The organism is Streptomyces lomondensis, assembly GCF_014651035.1.
GTDB classification, from domain to species: domain Bacteria; phylum Actinomycetota; class Actinomycetes; order Streptomycetales; family Streptomycetaceae; genus Streptomyces; species Streptomyces lomondensis.
Genome location: NZ_BMWC01000007.1, coordinates 330,531 through 354,154, shown reverse-complemented (window position 1 = coordinate 354,154; position 23,624 = coordinate 330,531). Strand labels below are relative to the sequence as shown.

The following is a 23,624-nucleotide window of genomic DNA, read 5'->3' as shown; positions in this document are numbered from 1 at the left end:
CAAAACGAGGGCCTACGCCCGGCACGCCGAGAGCACGCACCCGCTCCTGCCCCGCACCCCCCGCCCGGAAGCTCCTGCCGCCACCGATCAGGATTTCCTGATTCCGTAAGTGAATTCCTTGCCGGACGGGATTCCATTTCCCTTCCGTCTCTGCTGAACCTCCCGTTCTCGAAAAGAATTCCGAACAAGCTGAAATTCCGCCAAGCGGTGCGATCGGCGTTTTCCGGACTTTGTGTTCCGGGAAACCGCGAAACCGTTTCTCCATATCTACGATCGCTAGCTATGACCGACACTTCCCGGGAGAACTCCGCCACCCGTGCGCGCTGGCAGACGTGTCTCCGGCTCGCCCGCGAACTCCTTCTCGTCGGGCCGGACGACAAGGACCTCAAACTCCACTACCTGCACACCCTGATCGACACGGGCCGCCTCGGCCCCACCCACCACCCGCGCAAGAAGATCCTCGTCATCGGCGCCGGAATCACCGGCCTCGTCGCCGGCCGATTACTCAAGGACGCCGGTCACGACGTCACCATTCTGGAAGCCAACGCCAGCCGGGTCGGCGGCCGCATCAAGACCTTCCGCGCCACCAAGCACCACCAGCCCTTCGACGATCCGGCCCAGTACGCCGAGGCCGGCGCCATGCGGCTGCCCGACTTCCACCCGCTCGTCCTCGCCCTGGTCGACAAACTCGGGCTCGGCCGCCGCCAGTTCTACAACGTGGACGTGGACCCCGGCACCGGCAGCGGCCCCGACACCCCCGTGCCCCCGGTGACGTACACCTCCTTCACCGGCCGGACGTGGACCTACGGCGACGACAGCCCCGACTTCCGCGAGCCCGACAAGCGCGGCAACTCCTGGATCCGCGCCAACCGCGTCCAGGTGCGCCGGGCCGACTACGCCACCACGCCCGAACGCGTCAACGAGGGCTTCCACCTCACCGGCGACGAAGTCCGCGCCCCCGTCGTGAAGATGGTCGACGAGGCGCTGGAGAGCGTGCGCGACTACTACTCCGACGTCGTCGACGGCAAGCGCGTCAACAAGCCGCTCGAGGAGTGGGTCGAGGGCTGGGCCCGGGTGATCCGCGACTTCGACGGCTACTCGATGGGCGGCTTCCTGCGCGACTACGCCGGGCTCAGCGACGAGGCGATCGAGGCCGTCGGAACCCTGGAGAACATGTCCTCGCGGCTGCACCTGTCGTTCTTCCACAGCTTCCTCAGCCGCAGCGACATCAACCCCGGCGTCCGCTACTGGGAGATACCCGGCGGCAGCTGGCGCCTGCCGCACGCCCTGCACGAGGGCCTGCGCGACGAGGTGCGGCTCGGGCACCGCATGATCCGCCTGGAGTTCCACGACCCCAGCCGCGACACCGACCCCGAGGGCACCGGCGCCGTCGGGCCCGACGGCTGGGGCGTGGCCGTGCAGACCGTCGCCGAGGACGATCCACAGGCCCCGCCGCGCCTGTGGACGGCCGACCTGGCGATCGTCACCATCCCGTTCTCCGCCCTGCGCTTCGTGGAGATCGTCCCGTCGATGTCGTACAAGAAGCGCCGCGCGATCATCGAGACCCACTACGACCAGGCCACCAAGGTGCTGCTGGAGTTCAGCCACCGGTGGTGGGAGTTCACCGAGGACGACTGGCGCGAGGAGCTCGAAAGGATCGCGCCGGGCCTGTACGAGTACTACCGGACGGGCGCCGAGGCGGACACCGATCCCGCACTCGCGCTCACCGGCGCCGAGGCCGGACTGCTCGGCGCCGCCGTCAAGGACAGCAGCGTCACCGAGGAGATGCGGGAGCTGAACGGCAGCCTGCCGCTGCGTGGCCCCGCCGTGCGCCCCGCCACCCACGCCTTCGGCGGCGGCTCCGCCGCCGACAACCCCAACCGGTTCATGTACTACCCGTCGCACCGGGTCGAGGGCAGCACCGGCGGTGTCGTCCTCGCCTCGTACTGCTGGTCCGACGACGCCGCCCGCTGGGACTCCATGCGCGGCCCGGAGCGCTACGTCTACGCCCTGCGCAACCTCCAGGCCCTGCACGGCCGCCGCATCGAGGTGTTCTTCACCGGGCGCGGCGCCACCAAGAGCTGGGCCCGCGACCCGTACGCCTTCGGCGAGGCCGCCATCTACACCGCGCACCAGATGACCAGCTTCCACCTGGACGTCTCCCGCCCCGAGGGCCCGGTGCACTTCGCCGGCGAGCACACCTCCCTCAAGCACGCCTGGATCGAGGGCGCCCTGGAGAGCGCCGTCCGCGCCGCCCTCGCCGTCCACCAGGCCCCGCCGGTCACCACCCCGGGCCCGGACGCGGGGGAGGAGCGCCCGTGACCGCCATCGACCCGGAGTGCACGGTCGCCCGCTATCTCGCCCTGCGCCTGGCCGAGTTGGGCATCACCCATCTGTTCGGCGTCCCCGGCAACCACCTCGGACCGTTCCTGACCACCCTGCGGGCCGAGGGCGACGTCGAGTGGGTCGGCACGCCCACCGAGGGCGGCGCGGGCCAGGCCGCCGACGCCTACGCCCGCATCCACGGCATCGGAGCGGCGGCGGTCACCTACAGCGTCGGCGCGTTCAACCTGCTCAACGCCTGCGGCGGCGCCTACGTGGAGCAGGTCCCGCTGGTCGCGGTCAACGCCTCCCCGCCGTACGAGCAGTGGCAGAACTACCGCGCCCTCGGCCTGCTCACCTCGCACATGAGCCCGCGCGCCGAGAGCAACCTGGAGGCCTACCGGCAGGTCACCGTGGACGCGCAGGTCATCTCCAACCCGGGCCTCGCCCCGGGCCAGATCGACGCCGCGCTCACCGCCTGCCTCTCCGAACGCCGGCCCGTCTACCTGGAGGTCATGGAGGACCTGTGGGACGAGCCGTGCCCCGGGCCCGAGGCGCCGCTCGTCCGCCGCGACCGGCCGTTCAGCGCGCGCAACCAGCCCATGCTGGACAAGTGCGTGCAGGCGGTCCTCGCCCTGGTCGAGGAGCGTCCCGGCCCGGACGGCAGGCCCCGGCCGATCGTGTGGGCCGGCGAGGAGATCGACCGGTTCCGCCTCGGCGGGCAGCTCACCGACCTGGTGGAGGCCACCGGCGTGCCGTTCTGCACCACGGTCGGCGCCAAGGCCGTCGTCGACGAGGACCTGCCGCAGTTCCACGGCGTCTACAACGGCAAGGCCAGCCACCCCGACGTGCACGCGGTGTTCAAGGACTGGGCCACCTGCCGGATCGGGCTCGGCGCCTGGTCCACGTCGAAGAACCTCGGCGGCGAGCAGTGCGTCGGCGACGACTGGGTGATGGCCGCGCGCGGCGGCGTCAGCGTCGGCACCACCTACTTCCCCGACGTGCAGCTCGAACAGCTGCTGCCCGCGCTCCAGGACGCGCTGGTGAAGGCGTACGGCTCCGGGGGCCTGGAGGCCGACTACTACGCCGAGTCCCACGCCCACCACGGCCCGCTCGGCCACCGCCCGGCGGGCCTGGAGCACCACCGGGCGTCACTGCGCAGCGCCCGCTCGGCCCACCGGCGCGGCGAACACCTCACCTACGACGGCGTGTTCGACCGGATCAACCACTTCCTGAACCACGAGACCGGGGAGGACTGGACGGTCGTCTCCGACGCCGCGTTCTCCCTCATCGGCTCGATGAACCTGTCCCTGCCCGCGGGCGGGTTCCTCTCCCAGGTGAGCTGGCTGTCCATCGGCTGGTCGGTCGGCGCGGCCACCGGCGCGGCCCTCGCACCCGAGCGCGGGGAGGCCCGCCCGATGGTGTTCGTCGGCGACGGCGCCTTCCAGGAGACCTGCCAGGAACTCTCCACCCACACCAGGCTCGGGCTGCGCTCGGTGGTCTTCGTCATGGACAACGGCCACTTCTACGGCATCGAGCAGATGCTGGTGCACCCGTCGTACTTCGCCGGCCGGGACGGCGGCGACGCGGACGGCGCGCACGGCGCGGACTTCTACAACGTCCTCCACCCCTGGCACTACGACCGCCTCGCCGACGTGTTCGCCGGCCGGAAGACCCCGGCGAGCGGCGTCGAGATCGCGCACACCTCCGACCTCGACGAACTGCTGGACCGACTCGACGACCCCGCCGACCCGGTCAACGCCGGGCCGCTGCTGGTCCGCGTCCGCCTGCACCGGCACGACTACCCGCGGGCGATGGCCTACAAGGTGACACCGGAGAAGGAGCAGAGGAATGGCTGACCTCAACGTACTGATCGCGTTCGACGCGGCCACGATCGTCGAACAGAACCCGTACCCGTCCCAGAACCCCGACGCACCGACCCACGTCGACCACAACCTGATCTACATGACGACCCGCCACGACCACATCGTGGGCACCTCGGGCGCCGAACTGAACCTGCGGGCCGAGCCCGGGGACACCATCAAGTGGCGGGAGACGACCGTGTCGCTCGGCAGCGACTACAAGGCCCTGCTGTACCGGTACGTGAGCAGCGACAGCGGGCACCAGCTCATCAGGACGCCGGAGATCGAGGTGGTCGACGGCATCTACCCCCTGCCCAGGGAGGGCAGCGAGGGCAGGCCGGAGTTCGACACACAGCGCTACCAGGACCACTACTGGCGCACGACGGTCAAGCGGGCGGGGAAGGTCGTGTACCACTTCTACTTCCAGATACTGGACCGCCACCGCCAGTTGAAGGGGTACTTCCAGTGGGACCCCTTCATCACCATCGAGGACTCGTGAGGTAGCGCCCCGCCGACAACCCCTCCGGTAGGGCGCGTCGGCGGGGCACGTCCGGCGGCGCACAGGGATGCGCGGAGGGGTGACAACTGCTGTGCAATTCATCCGTGAATCTCAGCGTTTCTCATCTGTTATCTTGATCGTGTGAAACTTTCCGAGTGGGCGGCACGTAACGGCGTGCACTACCAGACCGCGTGGGCCTGGGCGAAAGAGGGCCGTATGCCGGTCCCGGTACGCCAGACGCCGTCCGGCACGTGGCTGGTCGACGAGCCCACCTCGGAGACATCCGGCCGCGTCGTGGCGTACTGCCGGGTCTCGTCGGCGGACCAGCAGCCGGACCTTGAACGGCAGGTGGCCCGCGTGGTCCAGGGAGCCACCGGGCTCGGCCTGCCGGTTGCGGAGGTCGTGACCGAGGTCGGCTCGGGGCTGAACGGACGTCGGCGCAAGCTGCACCGGGTTCTGTCCGACCCGTCCGCCGCTGTGATCGTGATCGAGCACCGTGACCGGCTGGCCCGGTTCGGCGTCGAACACCTCGAAGCCGCGCTGTCCGCGTCCGGGCGGCGCCTGGTCGTCCTCGATCCCACCGAGACCGCTGACGATCTGGTGCGGGACATCACCGAGGTGCTCACGTCGATGTGCGCGCGTCTGTACGGGCGACGGGCGGCGAAGAACCGGGCAGCCCGCGCGGTGGCCGTGGCGACCGGCGAGGCTGCCGAGTGAAGAAGTTCCAGCCGCAGTCCGGGTTCGTGGTGCAGGCGTTCCGGTTCGCCCTGGACCCGAACGCCTCCCAGGAGCGCGCGCTGCGCTCGCACTGCGGTGCGGCGCGCGCCGCGTACAACTGGGCTGTCGGCTGGGTGACCGCCTCCTGGTGGCAGCGCAAAGCCGAGGAGACGTACGGCGTTGCCGAGGCGGAGCAGACGCAGTGGCGGCCGTGGTCGCTGCCGTCGCTGCGGAAGGCGTTCAATGCCGCCAAACACACAGATCCCAGGTTCGCCGGGTGGTGGGAGGAGAACTCCAAGGAGGCGTACTCCACCGGCCTTGCGAACGCGTCGGCGGCGTTCGACAACTACGCGAAGTCGAAGAACGGCAAGCGCAAGGGCGCCCGGATGGGGCCGCCGCGGTTCAAGTCGAAGCGGAAGGCGCGCATGTCCTGCCGGTTCACCACCGGCACGATCCGCGTCGACGCTGACGGCCGGCACGTCACTCTGCCCCGGCTCGGCACACTGCGCACCCACGAGCCCACCGACAAGCTCCTCACCCGCGTCCAGGCCGGGACGGCACGGATCCTGTCCGCGACCGTCCGCCACGAACGCGGACGCTGGTTCGCTTCGTTCCAGGTCGAGGTCAAGCGAGACCACGAACGCGTCACGCGCCCGGACACGGCGGTCGGTATCGACCTCGGCGTGAAGACCCTCGCGGTGATGGCCGACAGCACGGGCGAGATCCGCACCGTGCCCAACCCCTGCCACTACGACCAGGCGCTGAAGCAGATGCGCCGCGCGTCCCGCACGGTGTCCCGCCGCCAGGGCCCGGACCGCCGCACCGGCCGCAAGCCTTCAAAACGGTGGGAGAAGGCCAACGCAGCCCGCAACAAGGTGCATCACAGGGCCGCGAACCTCCGCGCCGACGCCCTGCACAAGCTCACCACCGCCGTGACCGCCGAGTACGGCACCGTCGTGGTCGAAGACCTCAACGTCGCCGGCATGCTGAAGAACCGGCGCCTGGCCCGCCGGATCGCCGACGCCGGGTTCGGAGAGATCCGCCGCCAGCTCGACTACAAGACCCGCCAGCGCCACGCCACCCGCATGATCGTGGCTGACCGCTGGTACCCCTCCTCCAAGACCTGCTCCGGGTGCGGCGCGGTGAAAGCCAAGCTGCCGCTGCACATCCGGACCTACGAATGCGACGCCTGCGGCCTGGTCATCGACCGGGACGACAACGCCGCGCTCAACCTCGCCGCCCTCGCGGCAGCCTGCACCACTGGTACCGGAGTGGCCGGAGACCAGGACACCCCCGTGGTGTCGAAGCCTCGTGGAGCCGACCGCAAGACCCGCGCCACCCGCACCCGTCGCAAGACGAGTGCGGGGCGGGCAGGTGGCGCAACCCTGCCGCACCACCGGCAGACGGAAACGAGAGACCGTCCTCAAGCCAAAGCCCTCACACTTTGGTGATGTGACGGACCTTCCGGGCCGAAATGACCGGAATGCTGAGATCCGCTTAGGCTCTGAGCAACGGACAATCCCTGTCCAGGAGGACCGGGAAGGAAGCGCCAGCATGATCGAGTGGATACCTCTGGGCACCGGAGCCAGACCCGTCCCGCGGCCGGTGGCGACCCCGCTGGTCTGGGCCGGAGCGTTCGGCGGCGCGCTGGTACTGGTGGCGCTCCTCAATGCCGTGGTGGGAACCGACCGGCCCGGACTGGCCCTGACCGCGCTGTCCCTGCTGGCCGCCGTGCTCGGCCTGTGCGCACGCTTCACGGCGGCTCCCGGCACGGCCGTACTCTGCTGGCTCTTCCTCAACGCCTTCGCCATCCCGCCCGCCGGCACCCTCACCTGGGCCGGGCACCGCGACACCACCTGGCTCGCCTGCCTGCTCACCGCCACCCTCCTCGGCACGACCCTGGCCCGCCTCGCCCACGCCCGCGCCGCGTACCGCCGCCTCGCCCCGGAGAACGTCCGGCACGACACCGCGGAGACCAACGCCAACTACCACTGATGCCGGCCCCGGCCTCGAAGCGGTCGCCGCCCCGGCGGGCGCCTGTGGTGCGGCGGTGGCCGCGTGCCCGGCGGTGTTCACGGCCCGTGCGGCCTGCCGTCGTCGGCCGTCGGCCCGGGCTCCGGCGCGGTCGCCGCCCCGGCTGCCGCCCTGGCGGGCGCCTGTGGTGCGGCGGTGGCGGCGTGCCCCGTGGTGTTCACCGCCTGTGCGGCCTGCCGTCGCCGGCCGCCGTCGCCTCCAGCGCCGCCGTGGTCGCCATCCCGGCCGTCGTTGGCCGTCGGCCCGGGCTCCGGCGCGGTCGCCATCCCGGCTGCCGTCGGCCGTTGCCCCCGGCCCCGGCGCGTCGCCGCCTCGGCCCGGCCCCCGGCCGGCACCGGCCCGCCCCACGGGCCGCCCTCGCGTACCCACACGGCCCCCCACACAACCGCCCTCGCGCCCCCGCGCGAGTTAGGATCGCGGCCATGGCCCTGACCGTGCACGACGTGGACCGGTTCGAGGCGTCCAGGTCTCGCCTGGAGGCCATCGCCTACCGCCTCCTCGGCTCCGCGAGTGAGGCCGAGGACGCCGTGCAGGAGACGTTCCTGCGCTGGCAGGCCGCCGACGTCGAGCGCATCGATGTGCCCGAGGCCTGGCTGACGAAGGTGCTCACCAACCTGTGCCTCAACCAGCTCACCTCGGCCCGCGCCCGGCGCGAGACCTACGTCGGCCAGTGGCTGCCCGAGCCGCTGCTCGCCGGGGACCCGATGCTCGGCCCCGCCGACACCGCCGAACAGCGCGAATCGGTCTCGTACGCCGTGCTCGCCCTGTTGGAGCGCCTGTCCCCCAACGAGCGGGCGGTGTACGTGCTGCGGGAGGCCTTCGACTACCCGCACCGGGAAATCGCCGCGATCCTCGACATCACCGAGGCCGCCAGCCAGCAGATCCTGCACCGTGCCAAGAAGCACGTCGCGGACGGCAGGGCCCGCACCGAGGTCGACACGGCCGCCGCCCGCCGGATCATCGAGGAGTTCCTCGCGGCCGCCACCAGCGGCCGGACCGAGCCGCTCGTGCGGCTGCTCACCCAGGACGCCGTCTCGGTCGGCGACGGCGGCGGGAAGGTCCCGGCCCGGGCCAAGGCGTTCGAGGGCGCCCTCGCGGTCGCGAAGTTCATGCGGGGCCTGTTCAAGCCCAGCAAGGCCAAGCGCGACCTGGTCGGCGGCTCGCCCGAGGTCTACGCCACGACCGCCAACGGCGATCCGGCCATCGTCGCGGTCGTGGACGGCCGGGTCGTCGGCGTCACCTGCCTGGAGGTCACCGCCGACGGCATCGCCGCGTTCCGCACCCAGGTCAACCCGGACAAGCTCGAACGGGCGACCGAGCACTGGGCCGCGGCCGAGCACGGCGAACCTCTGCTCCGCGCCGCCTTCTGACCGCAATGTGAGCTGCTTCACACCCCGTTCCTGTCAGGAAACGGCGGGCCGCCCGGTTCAAGGGGCGAATCCGCTCAAGGTTGCTCACGACAGGAGCCAGACATGCAGCACCGCATCGTCGTCCTCGGGGCCGGCTACACCGGCGCCACCGCCGCCGGGCGCCTCGCCAAGCGGCTGCACCGCGCAGACGTCGCCCTCACTCTGGTCAACGCCGAGCCCGACTTCGTCGAGCGCGTCCGGATGCACCAGCTCGCGACCGGCCAGGACCTCACGCCCCGGCCCTTCAGCGAGATGTTCGCGGGCACCGGCGTCGCCCTGAAGCTCGCCCGGGTCACCGGCGTGGACGTCGACGGCAGGACCGTCACCGTCACCGACGCACAGGGCGCCGAGGAACTGCTGCCGTACGACACCCTCGTGTACGCCCTCGGCAGCGGCTGGAACGACCAGGGCGTCCCCGGCACCGCCGAGCACGCCCACGAGATCGCCAGTCGCCCCGGAGCGCTCCGGCTGCGCGAGCGCCTGGCCCGCCTGGACGCCGGGGAGCCCGTGGTCGTGGTCGGCGGCGGCCTCACCGGCGTGGAGGCCGCGACCGAGATCGCCGAGGCCCGCCCGGACCTCGACGTCGCCCTCGCCGCCCGCGACGGTCTCGGCGACTGGCTCGCGCCCAAGGGCCGCCGGCACCTGCGGAAGGTCTTCGACCGGCTCGGCATCACCGTGCACGAGCACACCGCCGTCACCGCGGTCGAGGCCGACCACGTCAGCACCGCCGAGGGCGAGCGGATCCCCGCCGCGGTCACCGTGTGGACCGCCGGCTTCGCCGTCCACCCGATCGCGCAGGCCACCACCCTGGAGGTCTCCGGTACCGGACAGATCGTGGTCGACCGGACCATGCGCTCGGTCTCGCACCCGGACGTCTACGCCATCGGCGACGCGGCCCTGGTGGCGGGCCCCGGCGACAAGCCGCTGCGGATGTCGTGCGCCTCGGGCGTCCCCACCGCGTGGCAGGCCGCCGACGCCATCGCGGCCCGGCTGACCGGCGGGAAGCTCCCGAACGTGCCGCTGCGCTACTTCAACCAGTGCATCTCCCTGGGCCGCAGGGAGGGCCTGATCCAGTACGTCACCGCCGACGACCGCGCCGTCCCGGCGGCGCTGACCGGCCGGCTCGCCGCCGTCTACAAGGAACTGATCTGCAAGGGCGCGGCCTGGGGCGTCGCCCACCCGACAGTCGGCATGCCGGTCCGGCGCCGCCGCGTCGTGCGGATGCCGGCCCGGCAGGCCTCGCCGGTCAGTGAGTCGGTCTGACCGCGAACAACCCCCGGGTCCGCGACCCGGGGGTTGCGCTTCACAACTCAGGACTCAGGACTCAGGACTTGGACAACTGGATCTGGTACTCCTGCTGTCCCGTGTCGGCGGTCACCGGGTAGTCCCGGTCGTCCGCCCGGGCCCTGCTGCGCATTGTCGCCGCGCCCGGCTGGAACGACGTACCGGGTTCCAGGCTGGTGAGGCGGACGGACCACGGGACGGGCGCGCCCGGGGTGCAGGCCACGGTCGTGTGGTAGGACGCGCCCGGCGTCGCCTTCTTCTGGACCTGGAAGACCTGGCCGTTGAGCTCGACACTCGCGGGCTTGTTGCACGTCACGGTGCCACCGACGGTGATCTTCCCGTCCGGGACGTCCACCCCGCCCTCGGGGTCGACGCTCATCCCCAGGGCGAGTTCGGCCGGAGGCTCGGGCATGACCGCGTGGACCTCACCGCGCAGGGGCACGGTCGATCCGTTGCAGTACTGCTCGAAGGTGGCGTCGAGTTCGCGGACGTAGCCGTAGGGGCCGAAGGAGATGTTCTGGATGGTGAAGGAGCCCGTGCTCGTGTTGCACCACTTCTCGGTCCCGTTGTCGGTCCCGCTGAACACCATCTCCGGGTCCTCGGGCTGCGCGTAGGGCCACTGCTTCACGCCGGTGTACGTGGTGCCCTCGGTCAGCTTCTGACCGTCGGGAGCGGCGATGATGAACCGCCAGAGCGTGCCCTCCTGCGCGTCGACCGCGACGGTGAGCCCGTTCTCGTCCCTGCTGCCCTGGACGTCGAACAGCTGGACCGAACCGGCCGAGTACGAGTACGACCGGCCACCTGTCATGGGCTCGCCCGCTTCGCCGCTGAAGCTCAGCGTTCCCGACGCCGCGATGTGGGCCTCCGCGACCCCCGCCAGCGGTGCGGCCGTGAGCGCCATCGTCATGGCCGTCACCACGCCCCAGGCCCGTCTCAGTGTGCGTCCAGGCATGGCACTTCTCGCCATGGTCCCCCCAAGGGATTGTTTCCGTCTGGCTGCGACAAACTCCAGGAGGCCTAGTCAGGCCTCACTGATCAAGCGCCGGACCGGCAGCAACCGTCACACTGACCTCAGAAGCACCACCCTGGTGCCACAGGGTGCCACGGTGTGCCATGTGGTGCCACATGGTGCTTGCCAATGGCGCCACTGTGGTGCCATGATGGCGTTATGGACCTCACCCCGTATGTCGACACCCTCCGCCGCGAACTCGCGGTGGCCGCCGAGGCCGGCGGCGAGGAAGCCCGCGAGCTGGCCGAGCGGCTCACCGCTCCGCTGGAGTCGGCGACCCGGCTGACGCTGCTCAACGTGCTCTCCGCCGCGATGGACGAGATCACCCGCGAACTCGCCCCCGGCTCCGTCGACGTACGGCTGCGCGGACTCGACCCCGACTTCGTCGTGACACCGCCGCCCACCGGCACCGGCGCCCCCGCGGAGCCGGCCGCGCCGGCCGAGCCGCTCAGGACCCCGGCCGCCCCGGCCCCGGCCGACGGCGACGAGGGCGGCACCGCACGCGTCAACCTCCGTCTGCCGGCCCACCTCAAGGCCCGGGCCGAGGAGGCCGCGGGCCGCGAGGGCCTGTCGGTCAACGCGTGGCTGGTGCGCGCCGTGTCGGCCGCGGTCGACGGCGGCACCCGGCCGCGTACGACGGAGAAGACCCAGACCATCGGGCAGAGCTTCACGGGCTGGGTGCGCTGACCGCACCCCCCGACCCGCACCACTGCACCGGCACCACTGCACCGGCACCACTGCACCGGCACCACCGCACCCGCAGCACTTCACCCACACCACGTCCCACCAGGGGGGACGTCCTGAAGACCCAAGAGGACGGGACAGCCATGCCTTCTTTCGACACTCCCGCACCGATCTCGGTCACCGCCTATGTGTACGGCGGTTCCGTCCGGTTCACCGCGAGCGACCGCCTCGACACCGTCGTCGAGGTGCGGCCCTTCGACCCGAAGAAGGACCTGGACACGAGGGCGGCCGAGCAGACCGACGCCAGGTACGCGGGCGGCACCCTGACCGTCACCACACCCAAGGCCAATCTGCTCGGACGCGGCGGCGCCGTGGACGTCACGGTGGAGCTGCCCACAGGCTCGGGCATCGACCTGACCTGCGCCGCAGCCAATGTGCTCGGCGACGGCCGGCTCGGCGAGGTCCGGGTGAAGAACTCGGCCGGCGATGTCCGCCTCGACACCACCGGCCCACTGCACCTGAAGGTGTCGCACGGCTCGATCACCGTCGACCGGGTCGTAGGCATGGCCGAGATCACCACCAGCACCGGCAATGTGCGCGTCGGCCTCGTCGACGGCCCCGCCGTCCTGAAGAACACCCACGGTGCCACGACGGTCGGCGCCGTGACCGGCGAACTGCGGGTGAACGGCGCCCACGGCGGCATCGACATCGCCCGCGCCGAGGCGTCGGTCACCGGCACCACGACCCACGGGCACCTTCGCGTCGCCGAAGTCGCCCGCGGCACCGTCCAGTTGGAGACCTCCAACGGCTCCATCGAGGTCGGTGTCCGCGAGGGCACGGCGGCCTGGCTCGACGTCAGCTCGAACCGCGGGCAGGTGCGCAACACGCTCGCCGCGTCCGAGGCCCCGGAGCAGACCGAGGACACCGTCACGGTCCGCGCCCGGACCAACTGGGGCAACATCGACGTCCTCCGCGCCAAGGCCTGACCACCACCGCCACCCCCGTCCACCTCAGCCTTCTACGGGAGGGCCCCATGCCTCTTTCTGTCATGCCCATGCCCAGCTCGGGTGCCTCCGGTGGCTCGTCACCGGCCGCCGTCTCCGCCGTCGGCCTGCGCAAGTCGTACGGCGACAAGACCGTGCTCGACGGCATCGACCTGCACATCCCGGCCGGGTCCGTGTTCGCGCTGCTCGGCCCGAACGGTGCCGGCAAGACCACCGCCGTGAAGATCCTCTCCACGCTCGTCACCGCCGACGGCGGGCAGGCCCGGGTCGCGGGCCACGACCTCGCCACCGAGGCGCAGTCCGTGCGCGCCGCGATCGGTGTCACCGGTCAGTTCTCCGCCGTCGACGGCCTGATCACCGGCGAGGAGAACATGCTCCTCATGGCGGACCTGCACCACCTGTCCAGGCGTGCGGGGCGGCGGGTCGCCGCCGAGCTGCTGGAGCGCTTCGACCTCACCGAGGCCGCGAAGAAGCCCGCCGCCACCTACTCCGGCGGCATGAAGCGCCGCCTCGACATCGCCATGACCCTGGTCGGCAGCCCGCGGATCATCTTCCTCGACGAGCCCACCACCGGCCTCGACCCGCGCTCGCGGCACACCATGTGGCAGATCATCCGCGAGCTGGTCACGGGCGGCACCACCGTCTTCCTCACCACCCAGTACCTGGAGGAGGCCGACGAACTCGCCGACCGCATCGCCGTGCTCAACGACGGCCGTATCGCCGCCGAGGGCACCGCCGAGGAGCTGAAGCGGATCGTCCCCGGCGGACACGTCCGGCTCCGCTTCACCGACCCGGCCGCCTACCAGGCCGCCGCCTCCGCCCTGCGCGAGGCCACCAGGGACGACGAATCCCTCGCCCTGCACATTCCCAGCGACGGCAGCCAGCGCGAGCTGCGCTCCCTCCTCGACTGGCTGGACGCCGCCGGCGTCGAGGCCGACGAGCTGACCCTGCACACCCCCGACCTCGACGACGTCTTCTTCGCCCTCACGGAGGCCGCCCGATGAGCTCCCTGTCCCTCGCCGTGCGCGACTCGGCCACGATGCTGCGCCGCAACCTCCTGCACGCCCGGCGCTACCCGTCCATGACGCTGAACCTGCTGTTCACGCCGGTCATGCTGCTGTTGCTCTTCGTCTACATCTTCGGCGACACGATGAGCGCCGGCATCGGCGGCGGTGCCGACCGGTCCGCGTACCTCGCGTATCTCGTCCCGGGGATCCTGATGCTGACCATCGGCGGCACCACGATCGGCAGCGCGGTGTCCGTGACCATGGACATGACCGAGGGCATCATGTCCCGCTTCCGCACGATGGCCATCCACCGCGGGTCGGTGCTGATCGGTCATGTCGTCGGCAGCGTGCTCCAGTGCGTGATGAGCGTGGTGCTCGTGGGGGCCGTCGCCGTGGCCATCGGGTTCCGGTCCACGGACGCCACCGCCCTGGAGTGGCTCGCGGCGTTCGGGCTGCTCGTGCTCGTCTCCCTGGCGCTCACCTGGATCGCCGTCGGCATGGGCCTGTCCAGCCCGAACCCCGAGGCGGCCAGCAACAACGCGCTGCCGCTGATGGTCCTGCCGCTGCTGTCCAGCGCGTTCGTGCCGGTCGACGCGATGCCGGGCTGGTTCCGGCCGATCGCCGAGTACCAGCCGTTCACCCCGGCCATCGAAACCCTCCGCGGCCTGCTCCTCGGCAGCGGCATCGGCCACAACGGCTGGCTGGCCGTGGCCTGGTGCGTGGGGCTGGCCGTCCTCGGCTACGTCTGGTCCCGGTCACTCTTCCAGCGCGACCCGAAGTAGCGCGTCTCTTTTGAGACGTGATGGGGGCGACTGTCTGAACAACCATCAATTTGCTTGATTCACAGGGGCGTTGGACACAGGCTGTGATCCGTCTGTGAACTCCTGAGCCATGGAGGAACATCCGTGCCGTCCAACCCCCCACTGGTCCCGCGCGTGAGAACGCGCGGCCGACTGGCCGTCGGAGCCCTGGTCACCGCGCTGTTCGGCCAGTTGCTCGCCGGGACCGCCGTCGCCGCCCCCGCGGCCGAGACCCTCTCGCCCGGGCACATAGCCTGGAAGCCCTGTGCGTCACCCTCCGGCCAGGGCACCTTCGAGTGCGCCACCCTCAAGGTGCCCGTGGACTGGAAGCGGCCCCGGGGCGCCACCGTCGACCTGGCGCTCGCCCGCCACCGGGCCACCGACCCCGAGCGCCGGATCGGCTCGCTGCTGATCAACCCCGGTGGCCCGGGAGGCTCCGGCGTCGACTTCGCGTTCTCGGCCCCCGAGAGCTTCTCCCCGGACCTGCTGGCGCGTTTCGACATCGTGGGCTTCGACCCGCGCGGCGTCGGCCTCAGCAACCCGGTGAAGTGCGACGCGGACCGGGTGAAGGCCCAGGAGGCGCTGATCTACCCGGACAGCGCCTCCTCCTTCGCCGCCCTGCGCGAGGCGAACCGCGCGCTCGGCGAGAGCTGCCGCGACCTCACCGGGCCGCTCGTCGACCACATGGACACCGGCAGCGTCGTCCGCGACATGGAGGCGATCCGCGCCGGCCTCGGCGAGCGGCGGATCAGCTACTACGGCGTCTCCTACGGCACCGCGATCGGCCAGCAGTACGCCGAGCGCTACCCGCACCGCGTCCGCGCGATGACGCTCGACTCGAACATGGACCACAGCCTGGGCCGGTGGGGCTTCCAGAAGACCGAGGCCGCCGCGGTGGAGGAGTCGTACGGCCAGTTCGCCGACTGGTGCGCCCGTACGGCGTCCTGCGCGCTCCACGGCCGGGACACCCGCGCCCTGTTCGACTCGCTGTACAAGCGCGCCGACGCCGGTGACCTGGTCCTGCCGGGCGACCCGCCCCAGACGGTCGCACCCCAGGACCTGCAGAGCGCCGCGTTGAGCTACATGTACGACCCCGCCTCCTGGTTCGACTTCGCCCGGCTCCTCACCGAGCTGGACGCCTCCGCGCCCGCGGCGGCACGGTCCCTGCGGACGTACGGCGAGCCGACGGAGTTCCCGTTCTACCCGGTGATGTGCCAGGACTACGACTTCGGCGTCTCCTCGTACGCCACCCTCGCCCGCTTCGAACGCGAACTGGCCCGCCGCGCGCCCGTCACCCGCTTCAGCCCCCTCGGCTGGACGGTCCAGACCGGCTGCCAGAACTGGCCGACCGAGGTGACCAACCCGCAGCGCAGGCTCCGTGTCGACGGCACCCCGCCGATCCTGATGACCAACAGCCGGTACGACCCGGCCACCCCGCACTCCTGGGGCGCCAACGCGGCCCGTCAGATCGGCCGCGAGGCCGTGCTCCTCACCTACGACGGCGTCGGCCACGGCGACTACTGGCTGAGCCCGTGCGCGCGGGACGCCATCGACACCTACCTGCTCACCCTGAAGACCCCCCGCAAGGGCACCCACTGCCCCGCGGTCTGGCCGACCGGACCCTCCGCCCAGCGGCAGTCCCCGGCCGGCGGTCTCGTCAACCCGCTGCCCGACCTGCTGGGCACGGGGACGTACGGGCGAACCGCCTGACCCGACCCTGAGCGAGAGAGCGCGGCCCGGCCGGCCCCGGCCGGGCCGCGCTCCGTGACAAGCGGCAGCGTGGGGCAGGAAGGCGAGACGGATCAGCTCGGGGCGGCACCTGTACTGCCGGCCGCCTCGTTCGCGGCGCGGCGGTACTCGGCGTTGATGCGCTGGGCTTCCTCGAGCTGGTCCTCGAGGATGACGATGCGGCAGGCAGCCTCGATCGGCGTTCCCCTGTCGACGAGCTCGCGGGCGCGCGCGGCGATCCGCAGCTGGTAGCGGGAGTACCGGCGGTGCCCGCCCTCCGAGCGCAGGGGAGTGATCAGCCGTGCCTCACCGATGGCCCGGAGGAAGCTGGGGGTGGTGCCGAGCATCTCGGCGGCCCGGCCCATCGTGTACGCGGGGTAGTCGTCGTCGTCCAGACGATCGCTGAGCGGAGTATCTGCTGCCATGTCACCTCGTAGTGCAACGCGTCGAGGGGCCTTGGTGCCGTACGGCACCAAGGCCCCGAAGGAAATTCAACACCATCTGTCGGCCCTGATGCTCTGCCGACCTTCTGTGTCCGCTACCCGGCCCGGCAAGGGGAGGGGTGCGGGGATCGCGGCTGCGTGACCGGGGACCACCATCCAATCCGGGGTCTTGCGGTACCCGGTCCGAGGGCTTCCCGGGCCGGGCGATCCTGATGGCGTCTGCTCCTCCGTTCTTCCTCTGGACCAATTACTGACCTGCGAACTTCAGGTACTGCTCCCGGCAGTTCGTGTCTGCCGGGTCTCTTTTGACCGTGTCAACGAGAAGAAGGCTAACCGGACCGGGAGGCAATGTCTACTCTGGCAAAGGTAGATTTTGGCATTCGAGGGCCGCAGGATTCCGGAGCCCCGCGCCCACGGCAAGGCGGTGACACGACGACGAGGGCCCTGCCGACGCGCGTCGGCAGGGCCCTCATCGGGTCTGTGCGGGTGAAGCGGATGGATCAGTGGGCGAGGGCGAGGACGTCCCGCAGCCGGATCCGGTCCGTGTAGGCGGGGCTGTCGCGGAGACCGGCGAGCCAGGCCAGGGTGACCAGGCCCGTGCTCTGGTCGTCCCCGTCGCAGAGGACGAGGTGATCGACACGGGCACCGGCCATGAGGGACAGAGCCACCTCGACCGTCATGTCGTCACGGATCCGGGGCCCGGGCGCGTGCCCGTCGTGGACCACGGTCATGAGCGGGTGAGCGGGGTGATCTCCCGCAGCGTGCCGCGTCTGAGCCGGCGTCATAGGTGCCTCCTGCCGCACAAGGGGTTGGCTGGTCGTCACAGGGGCTCTAGGCGGCCGAGCCGAAGCCGCTCCGCCGCTGTGCCCGGTGGCGAGCCGCCTCGCCGGTGGGCCGGCCCTGGCCGCCGGAGCCCCGGCGGCCCCGGCGTCCCTGCGACGGCGAGGACCCGCCCCGGGGGCGCTCCACGACCGGCGCGGTGACGACGACCGGGATGCCCGAGGGGGCCTGGGCGCCGGTGATGCGGCTCAGCTCCGCCTCGCCCGACCGCACCTGGGCGACCTGGGGGGTGATGCCCGCCGAGGCCATCAGCCGGGTCATGCCGCGACGCTGGTCGGGGGTCACCAGGGTGACGACGCTGCCGGACTCGCCGGCGCGGGCCGTACGGCCGCCGCGGTGCAGGTAGTCCTTGTGGTCGCTGGGCGGATCCACATTGACGACCAGGTCGAGGTTGTCGACGTGGATCCCGCGCGCGGCGACGTTGGTGGCCACCAGGACCGTCACATGGCCGGTCTTGAACTGGGCCAGGGTCCGCGTGCGCTGCGGCTGGGACTTGCCGCCGTGCAGGGCCGCGGCCCGGACACCGCTGTTCAGCAGGTGCTTGGTCAGCCGGTCCACCGCGTGCTTGGTGTCCAGGAACATGATCACCCGGCCGTCGCGCGCCGCGATCTCGGTGGTCGTCCGGTGCTTGTCCGCGTCGTGCACATGCAGGACGTGGTGCTCCATCGTGGTGACCGCGCCCGCGGACGGGTCGACGGAGTGGACCACGGGGTCGTGCAGGTACGTGCGGACCAGCCGGTCGACGTTGCGGTCGAGGGTGGCCGAGAAGAGCATCCGCTGCCCGTCGGGGCGCACCTGGTCGAGCAGGGCGGTGACCTGGGGCATGAAGCCCATGTCGGCCATCTGGTCGGCCTCGTCGAGGACCGTGATGCGGACCTCGTTCAGCCGGCAGTCGCCCCGGTCGATGAGGTCCTTGAGCCGGCCGGGCGTCGCGACGACGACCTCGGCACCGGCGCGCAGCGCGGCGGCCTGCCTGCCGAGGGACATCCCGCCGACGACGGTGGCGAGCCGCAGGCTCACGGAGCGGGCGTACGGCGTGAGGGCGTCCGTGACCTGCTGGGCGAGCTCGCGGGTGGGGACGAGGACGAGGGCGAGCGGCTGCCGCGGCTCGGCACGCCGCCCCGCCGTACGGGCCAGCGCGGCGAGGCCGAAGGCCAGGGTCTTGCCCGATCCGGTGCGGCCGCGGCCGAGGACGTCACGGCCGGCCAGGGAGTTCGGCAGGGTCGCCGCCTGGATCGGGAACGGTACGGTCACGCCCTCGTGGCCGAGCGTGGCCAGCAGCCGCGCGGGCATGTCGAGGTCGGCGAACGCCTCGACGGCGGGCAGCGCGGGCGTGATCGTCTTCGGGGGCGCGAACTCGCCCTGTACGGCCCGTCCGGGCTGCCGGCTGCCGTAGCTCTTGGCGCGGCGCGGACCGCCGGAGCGGCCGGCGCCCGAGCGGTTGGCGTCCGAGCGGTTGGCGCCGGAGCCTCCGGCGAAGCGATCGTAGGTGCGAGATGTGTGGGCGCGCTTCATGCGGGACCTTCCTTGATGGGGCACGTGGCAAGGAATTCCCGCAGCAGATGAGCGGCGCAGAGAAATCTCGAGACGAGCCGGAGTAGAGGTGGGGCGAGTCGGACCGACGGGGAATATGTCACCGGTCGGTGATGCGGTGGAGCTTTCCCGTCTCGCGCCCTGAAAAGCAGCGAGCCGGGGCCCGCACCCCAGAGGTGCGGGCCCCAGCTGCGAAGTATGCGTCAGCGCCGATGTCAGGCGGGGACGATGTTCTCGGCCGTCGGGCCCTTCTGGCCCTGCGCGATGTCGAAGGACACCTTCTGGCCTTCCAGCAGCTCGCGGAAGCCCTGGGTGGCGATGTTCGAGTAGTGGGCGAAGACGTCGGCGCCGCCGCCGTCCTGCTCGATGAAGCCGAAGCCCTTTTCCGCGTTGAACCACTTCACGGTGCCAGTAGCCATTTGATTTCTCCTTCGGAGACGGTGTCGGGAATCCACCCTGTGTGAATTCCGTGTCGCCGTGATGATTAACCCGTAGGAAATGAACCTTCTGGCAACCACACCTGCAACTGAGATCGACAGTAGCACGGTGCGATCGGCCCTGCACGGACCATAATTGCGATCCGTCCGGTGATCGAGGAATACTCGGTGTGCCCCGCACCAATTTCTCATTTTGCGAGTACAGATATGCTCATCGCGGGAGCGGTTTTCCCGCCGTGCGCCACCGCCCGCAGCGCTGTGACCTCCCTCTACGGCGGATGTGCCGCTGCCGCGGTCGCCGGCGGACGGCACAGCGCCGAACGGGCCGGACCCCGGCCACCGCGATGAAGGTCACATCAGGGCACCATGACCTCATGACCCGCACAGCCGAAGCCCGTGAGGGCGCCGCCGACCCGGTACGGACCCGACTGGCGGCGGCCGGTGCCGCGGTGGTGACGGTCGGGGCGGGGCTGGGACTCAGGGCCGTCGCGGCCGGGGACCTGGCCAAGTACGGCGGAGACGCGCTGTACACCGTCATGCTGCTCACCCTCGTCGTTCTGGTGGCTCCCCGGGTGACGCCGCTGGCGGCCGCCGGAGGCGCGCTGGCCGTCAGCTGGGCCGTCGAGTTCCTCCAGCTCAGCCAGGTGCCGGCGGAGCTCTCCGAGCGCAGCACCCTCGCCCGCCTCGTGCTCGGCTCCACCTTCAACGCACCCGACCTCTTCTGGTACGCGGTCGGCGCGGTGGCGGGCTGGCTCGTTCACACCGCGGTGCGTTCCTCCCGCCACAGGTGGGTCGGGCGGAGCTAGGCGGCGTATGTCACAATGTGGGCACATTGTCCTAAAGAGAACATATGGACGTGTCATGACAGGGCTGCGCATCGTAGTGAGGGCAGCCGTCGCCGTGGCGCTGGCCGGGACGCTGGTGACGGCGTGCGGCGCCGACGGTGGCGGCTCGAAGACGTTGACCTGGTCGATGTGGGCCACCGGCGGTGAGGAACAGCAGGTCTGGCATGAGTTCGCGGACCGTGTCTCCCGCGAGGATCCGCAGATCACGATCAAGCTCGAGACCTCGTCCTTCGACGACTACTTCGCCAAGCTCGGCACCCGCCTGGACAGCGGCGACGCGCCCTGCATCGTCTCGATGCAGTCGCTCCGCACCGGGGGCTACACCGAGGGCATGCTGCCGCTCGACGATCTGATCGCCAGGAACAAGTTCGATGTGACGGACTTCGACAAGTCCGTCATGGAGGGGCTGAGCGCCGACGGGAAGCAGTACGCGCTGCCGTACGACGTCGGGCCGACGATCCTCACGTACAACAGGGACATGTTCCGGAACGCGGGAGTGCCGGAGCCCAGGCCGGGCTGGACCCTGGACGAGTTCGAGTCGGTCGCCCGCAAGCTGACGGGGGACCGGACGTACGGGTTCGTGGCGGCGCCCCAGGATGTGTGGATGTTTCCCATGGTGCTGACCAAGACCGGGGCGCAGCCCGCCGACGCGACGGGCAAGCTGCGACTGACCACCCCCGCCATGATCGAGGGCGTGCAGTGGTACGCCGACCTGGCGGCCAGGAAGAAGGTCGCCCCCCGCGTGCCCGCCGCCGATCCCACGTTCTCCGACAGGACGTTCCTCAGCGGCGACGTGGCCATGGGCGCCAACGGCCCGTGGGCGTTGCTGAACCTGAAGAACCAGGCCGGCTTCCAGGTGGGCCTGACCACGATTCCCGCCGGCCCGGACGGCAGCAGGACGTACTCGGCCGGTTCCGGGTTCGGCATCTCCAGGTCCTGCCCGGACCCGGAGGGGGCGTTCAAGGCGATCACGCTGATGACCGCCAAGGAGCACCTGGAGTGGCTCGGCGGGGTGGGCCGTGCCTATCCGTCCCGTGAGTCGGCCCAGCACGCGTGGTACGAGAACGCCCGCATCCCCGGCGCCCGGGAGGTTCTCGAAGCCGCCAACGCCACGGCGGTTCCGCTGCGTACGACGGAGAACTGGGAGCGGGTCAACCAACTGCTCAACCAGTACGGGGCCGACCTCTTCAGCGGGGCGAGCTCCGCGAAGCAGGTCCTGGAGCAGGTGCAGAGAGAGGCCGGGCCGGGTTGATCGGTCCGGGCCCGGCAGGTGGGCTCAGGCGCGCAGATAGGCCAGTACCGCCAGGACGCGGCGGTGGTCGTCGGGGGCCGTCGGGGGGAGTTCGAGCTTCAGGAGGATGCTCGCGATGTGCTTGGCGACGGCGGCCTCGGTGACGACGAGGCGGCGGGCGATCGCCGCGTTGGAGCGGCCCTCGGCCATCAGGGCGAGGACCTCGCGTTCGCGGGGTGTGAGCCGGTCCAGGGGATCGCGGCGACGGGCGAGCAACTGGCGTACGACTTCGGGGTCGACGACCGTGGATCCGGCGGCGACGCGGGTGACCGCGTCGGCGAACTCCTCGACGTCGCCGATGCGTTCCTTTAGCAGGTAGCCCGTTCCGGCGCTGCCGCGACGGTCGTCGAGAAGTTCCTCGGCGAAGGTCTGCTCGACGTACTGGCTGAGGACGAGGACCGCGAGCCCGGGCTGCTCGGACTGGAGCAGGCGGGCAGCCCGCAGCCCCTCGTCCGCCCGGCCGGGTGGCATACGCACGTCGGTGATGACCAGGTCCGGCCGGTGTTCCCGGGCCGTGGCGAGCAGGGCAGGACCGTCGCCCACCGCGGCGAGGACCCGGTGGCCGAAGCGCTGGAGGAGGTGGACGAGACCTTCGCGCAGGAGGACGGCGTCCTCCGCGATCACTATGCGGAGGGACGGCCGCACGGGATCTCCGCTCTCAGCAGGGTGGGCCCGCCGGGCGGGCTGGACAGGAGCATTCTGCCGTCGGCGGCGGCGATCCTGTCGGCGAGGCCGATGAGACCCGTACCGCGAGCGGGGTCGGCGTTGCCGGAACCGTTGTCCTCGATGTCGAGGCGGAGCAGTCCGTCGACGCAGCGGGCGGTGATGCGGCAGTGGTCGGCACCGCTGTGTCTGGCGATGTTGGTGAGCGCCTCGGCGGTCACGAAGTACGCCGTCTGCTCGACGGCGGCCGGCAGCCGGCCGGAGAGATCGATGTCCAGGTGCGCGGGGACCGGGCAACGCCCGGCGATGTCCCGCACGGCGGCGGTCACCCCGCGTTCGGTCAGGACCTGGGGATGGATGCCACGGATCAGTTCCCGCAGCTCGGTGAGCGCCTCCTTGGCCAGGGCGTGGGCCTGTGCGACCTCTTGCGCCGCGGCGCTGCCGGGCGGCAGGTCGAGGGCGGCGAGGCCCAGCTTCATGGTGAGGGCGACGAGGCGCTGCTGGGCACCGTCGTGGAGGTCGCGTTCGATGCGGCGGCGTTCGGTCTCGAAGGCGTCGACGAGGCGGGCCCGGGAGCGCACGACCTCGCGCAGTTCCTGGTCCTTCGGGAAGAGGACGGCCCGGGTCACCGCGGCGCGGACGCCGGCCCACGCACCGATGGGGTACGCGGACACGGGCAGCAGCAGGGCACCCGCGACCGGGCCGGCCACGGCCTGCCAGGCGGAGGCGGTGGGCTGCAGGGGCGCGAGGAGGAGGAAGCCCGGGATGCCGAGCGAGACCAGGACGACGGCCAGGTCCATCCAGCCCACCGCCAGGACGGACACGGCACCGTAACCGGCGACCAGCAGGCCGTTCCGCCGTTCGGGCCGGTCACCGCGGTCACTGCCGCCGCCGCGGTCGCTCCGGTCGGCGAGCGCGAGGCGGCGTCGCTCGAGGGGACCCGCGAGGGCGGCGGCGAAGACCACGACGGCCACCGCACAGAGCACGGCGGCCCACGTGCCGATGGGTGCGGTGAACAGCCCGCCGACACCGAGGTACGCGGCCGTCGCGAACACCCCGCCGGACAGCAGGAAGCCCAGCGCGCGCCACGGCCACACGGTGCGGAGGTAGCCCAACGGGCTCCGGGCGAGGGCCTCCAGGACGGTTCGAGGGGTCACGCGGTCGAACGTAGCGGCGCCGGTCCCGCAAGGCAGTAGTGCCAGATGGAGTATCA

The 23,624-nt window shown here is 71.3% G+C and carries 23 protein-coding genes; 15 read left to right on the top strand and 8 right to left on the bottom strand.

Annotated features, from left to right (window positions below):
- Window positions 1-282 precede the first annotated feature (282 nt).
- From IE255_RS24655 to IE255_RS24630, 6 genes are all read left to right on the top strand, one after another.
- Window positions 283-2,322, top strand: coding sequence for a flavin monoamine oxidase family protein (locus tag IE255_RS24655; protein WP_190052532.1), 2,040 nt, complete (start codon window positions 283-285; stop codon window positions 2,320-2,322).
- The gene (locus IE255_RS24650) at window positions 2,319-4,181 is read left to right on the top strand and encodes a thiamine pyrophosphate-binding protein (RefSeq protein WP_190052531.1); all 1,863 of its coding nucleotides are present in this window, start codon (window positions 2,319-2,321) and stop codon (window positions 4,179-4,181) included. The genes IE255_RS24655 and IE255_RS24650 overlap by 4 nt, the downstream gene beginning before the upstream one ends.
- Complete coding sequence (locus IE255_RS24645; RefSeq protein WP_190052530.1) at window positions 4,174-4,683, top strand: inclusion body family protein; 510 nt, start codon at window positions 4,174-4,176, stop codon at window positions 4,681-4,683. Before IE255_RS24650 ends, IE255_RS24645 begins: the two co-directional genes overlap by 8 nt.
- A gap of 141 nt (window positions 4,684-4,824) precedes the next feature.
- Window positions 4,825-5,400 (top strand): IS607 family transposase, encoded by a 576-nt coding sequence (locus IE255_RS24640; RefSeq protein WP_190052529.1) that lies wholly within the window; start codon window positions 4,825-4,827, stop codon window positions 5,398-5,400.
- Complete coding sequence (gene tnpB, locus IE255_RS24635) at window positions 5,397-6,851, top strand: IS607 family element RNA-guided endonuclease TnpB (RefSeq protein WP_190052528.1); 1,455 nt, start codon at window positions 5,397-5,399, stop codon at window positions 6,849-6,851. Before IE255_RS24640 ends, tnpB begins: the two co-directional genes overlap by 4 nt.
- A gap of 103 nt (window positions 6,852-6,954) precedes the next feature.
- Window positions 6,955-7,395, top strand: a complete 441-nt coding sequence (locus tag IE255_RS24630; protein WP_190052527.1) for a hypothetical protein — start codon at window positions 6,955-6,957, stop codon at window positions 7,393-7,395.
- A 77-nt stretch (window positions 7,396-7,472) separates the two neighbouring features.
- Here IE255_RS24630 and IE255_RS24625 read toward each other — a convergent pair whose 3' ends face one another.
- Complete coding sequence (locus IE255_RS24625; RefSeq protein ID WP_190052526.1) at window positions 7,473-7,700, bottom strand: hypothetical protein; 228 nt, start codon at window positions 7,698-7,700, stop codon at window positions 7,473-7,475.
- Between the two features lie 156 nt (window positions 7,701-7,856).
- On the opposite strand from IE255_RS24625, the gene IE255_RS24620 reads away from it, so the two are divergent.
- Window positions 7,857-8,804: an RNA polymerase sigma-70 factor gene (locus tag IE255_RS24620; RefSeq protein ID WP_190052525.1), complete on the top strand. Its 948-nt coding sequence runs from the start codon at window positions 7,857-7,859 to the stop codon at window positions 8,802-8,804.
- A 102-nt stretch (window positions 8,805-8,906) separates the two neighbouring features.
- Window positions 8,907-10,106, top strand: coding sequence for an NAD(P)/FAD-dependent oxidoreductase (locus tag IE255_RS24615; RefSeq protein WP_190052524.1), 1,200 nt, complete (start codon window positions 8,907-8,909; stop codon window positions 10,104-10,106).
- Between the two features lie 61 nt (window positions 10,107-10,167).
- Here IE255_RS24615 and IE255_RS24610 read toward each other — a convergent pair whose 3' ends face one another.
- Entirely contained in the window at window positions 10,168-11,079 is a 912-nt protein-coding gene (locus tag IE255_RS24610; protein ID WP_229906565.1) for a hypothetical protein, read from the bottom strand.
- 216 nt (window positions 11,080-11,295) lie between these two features.
- Between IE255_RS24610 and IE255_RS24605 the strand changes: the two genes are divergently transcribed.
- From IE255_RS24605 to IE255_RS24585, 5 genes are all read left to right on the top strand, one after another.
- A complete protein-coding gene (locus IE255_RS24605) occupies window positions 11,296-11,823 on the top strand; it encodes a hypothetical protein (protein ID WP_190052523.1) in 528 nt (175 codons plus the stop codon).
- 140 nt (window positions 11,824-11,963) lie between these two features.
- On the top strand, window positions 11,964-12,806 hold the full coding sequence (locus IE255_RS24600) for a DUF4097 family beta strand repeat-containing protein (RefSeq protein ID WP_190052522.1): 843 nt from the start codon (window positions 11,964-11,966) through the stop codon (window positions 12,804-12,806).
- 47 nt (window positions 12,807-12,853) lie between these two features.
- Window positions 12,854-13,828, top strand: coding sequence for an ATP-binding cassette domain-containing protein (locus IE255_RS24595; protein ID WP_372487539.1), 975 nt, complete (start codon window positions 12,854-12,856; stop codon window positions 13,826-13,828).
- Entirely contained in the window at window positions 13,825-14,613 is a 789-nt protein-coding gene (locus tag IE255_RS24590) for an ABC transporter permease (protein WP_190052521.1), read from the top strand. The genes IE255_RS24595 and IE255_RS24590 overlap by 4 nt, the downstream gene beginning before the upstream one ends.
- A 153-nt stretch (window positions 14,614-14,766) precedes the next feature.
- Window positions 14,767-16,341, top strand: a complete 1,575-nt coding sequence (locus IE255_RS24585) for an alpha/beta hydrolase (RefSeq protein WP_229906564.1) — start codon at window positions 14,767-14,769, stop codon at window positions 16,339-16,341.
- A 92-nt stretch (window positions 16,342-16,433) separates the two neighbouring features.
- Here the strand turns inward: IE255_RS24585 and IE255_RS24580 are convergent, their stop codons facing one another.
- The 4 genes from IE255_RS24580 to IE255_RS24565 all read right to left on the bottom strand — a co-directional run bounded on the left by IE255_RS24580 (window position 16,434) and on the right by IE255_RS24565 (window position 19,594).
- Entirely contained in the window at window positions 16,434-16,784 is a 351-nt protein-coding gene (locus tag IE255_RS24580) for a helix-turn-helix domain-containing protein (RefSeq protein WP_190052520.1), read from the bottom strand.
- A gap of 518 nt (window positions 16,785-17,302) precedes the next feature.
- On the bottom strand, window positions 17,303-17,533 hold the full coding sequence (locus IE255_RS24575) for a CBS domain-containing protein (protein WP_190052519.1): 231 nt from the start codon (window positions 17,531-17,533) through the stop codon (window positions 17,303-17,305).
- A gap of 100 nt (window positions 17,534-17,633) precedes the next feature.
- Window positions 17,634-19,157, bottom strand: a complete 1,524-nt coding sequence (locus IE255_RS24570; protein WP_190052518.1) for a DEAD/DEAH box helicase — start codon at window positions 19,155-19,157, stop codon at window positions 17,634-17,636.
- A 233-nt stretch (window positions 19,158-19,390) separates the two neighbouring features.
- Window positions 19,391-19,594 carry a cold-shock protein gene (locus tag IE255_RS24565; protein WP_028799214.1) on the bottom strand — a complete coding sequence of 68 codons (204 nt, stop codon included), beginning with the start codon at window positions 19,592-19,594 and terminating at the stop codon, window positions 19,391-19,393.
- A 392-nt stretch (window positions 19,595-19,986) separates the two neighbouring features.
- Between IE255_RS24565 and IE255_RS24560 the strand changes: the two genes are divergently transcribed.
- Window positions 19,987-20,418: a ribosomal maturation YjgA family protein gene (locus IE255_RS24560; RefSeq protein WP_190052517.1), complete on the top strand. Its 432-nt coding sequence runs from the start codon at window positions 19,987-19,989 to the stop codon at window positions 20,416-20,418.
- A gap of 55 nt (window positions 20,419-20,473) precedes the next feature.
- The gene (locus IE255_RS24555; RefSeq protein ID WP_190052516.1) at window positions 20,474-21,709 is read left to right on the top strand and encodes an ABC transporter substrate-binding protein; all 1,236 of its coding nucleotides are present in this window, start codon (window positions 20,474-20,476) and stop codon (window positions 21,707-21,709) included.
- Window positions 21,710-21,733: 24 nt separating this feature from the next.
- Here IE255_RS24555 and IE255_RS24550 read toward each other — a convergent pair whose 3' ends face one another.
- Together IE255_RS24550 and IE255_RS24545 are read right to left on the bottom strand one after the other, a co-directional pair.
- Entirely contained in the window at window positions 21,734-22,393 is a 660-nt protein-coding gene (locus tag IE255_RS24550; RefSeq protein WP_190052515.1) for a response regulator transcription factor, read from the bottom strand.
- Window positions 22,372-23,568, bottom strand: coding sequence for a sensor histidine kinase (locus tag IE255_RS24545; protein WP_229906563.1), 1,197 nt, complete (start codon window positions 23,566-23,568; stop codon window positions 22,372-22,374). The genes IE255_RS24550 and IE255_RS24545 overlap by 22 nt, the downstream gene beginning before the upstream one ends.
- Window positions 23,569-23,624: the final 56 nt, after the last annotated feature.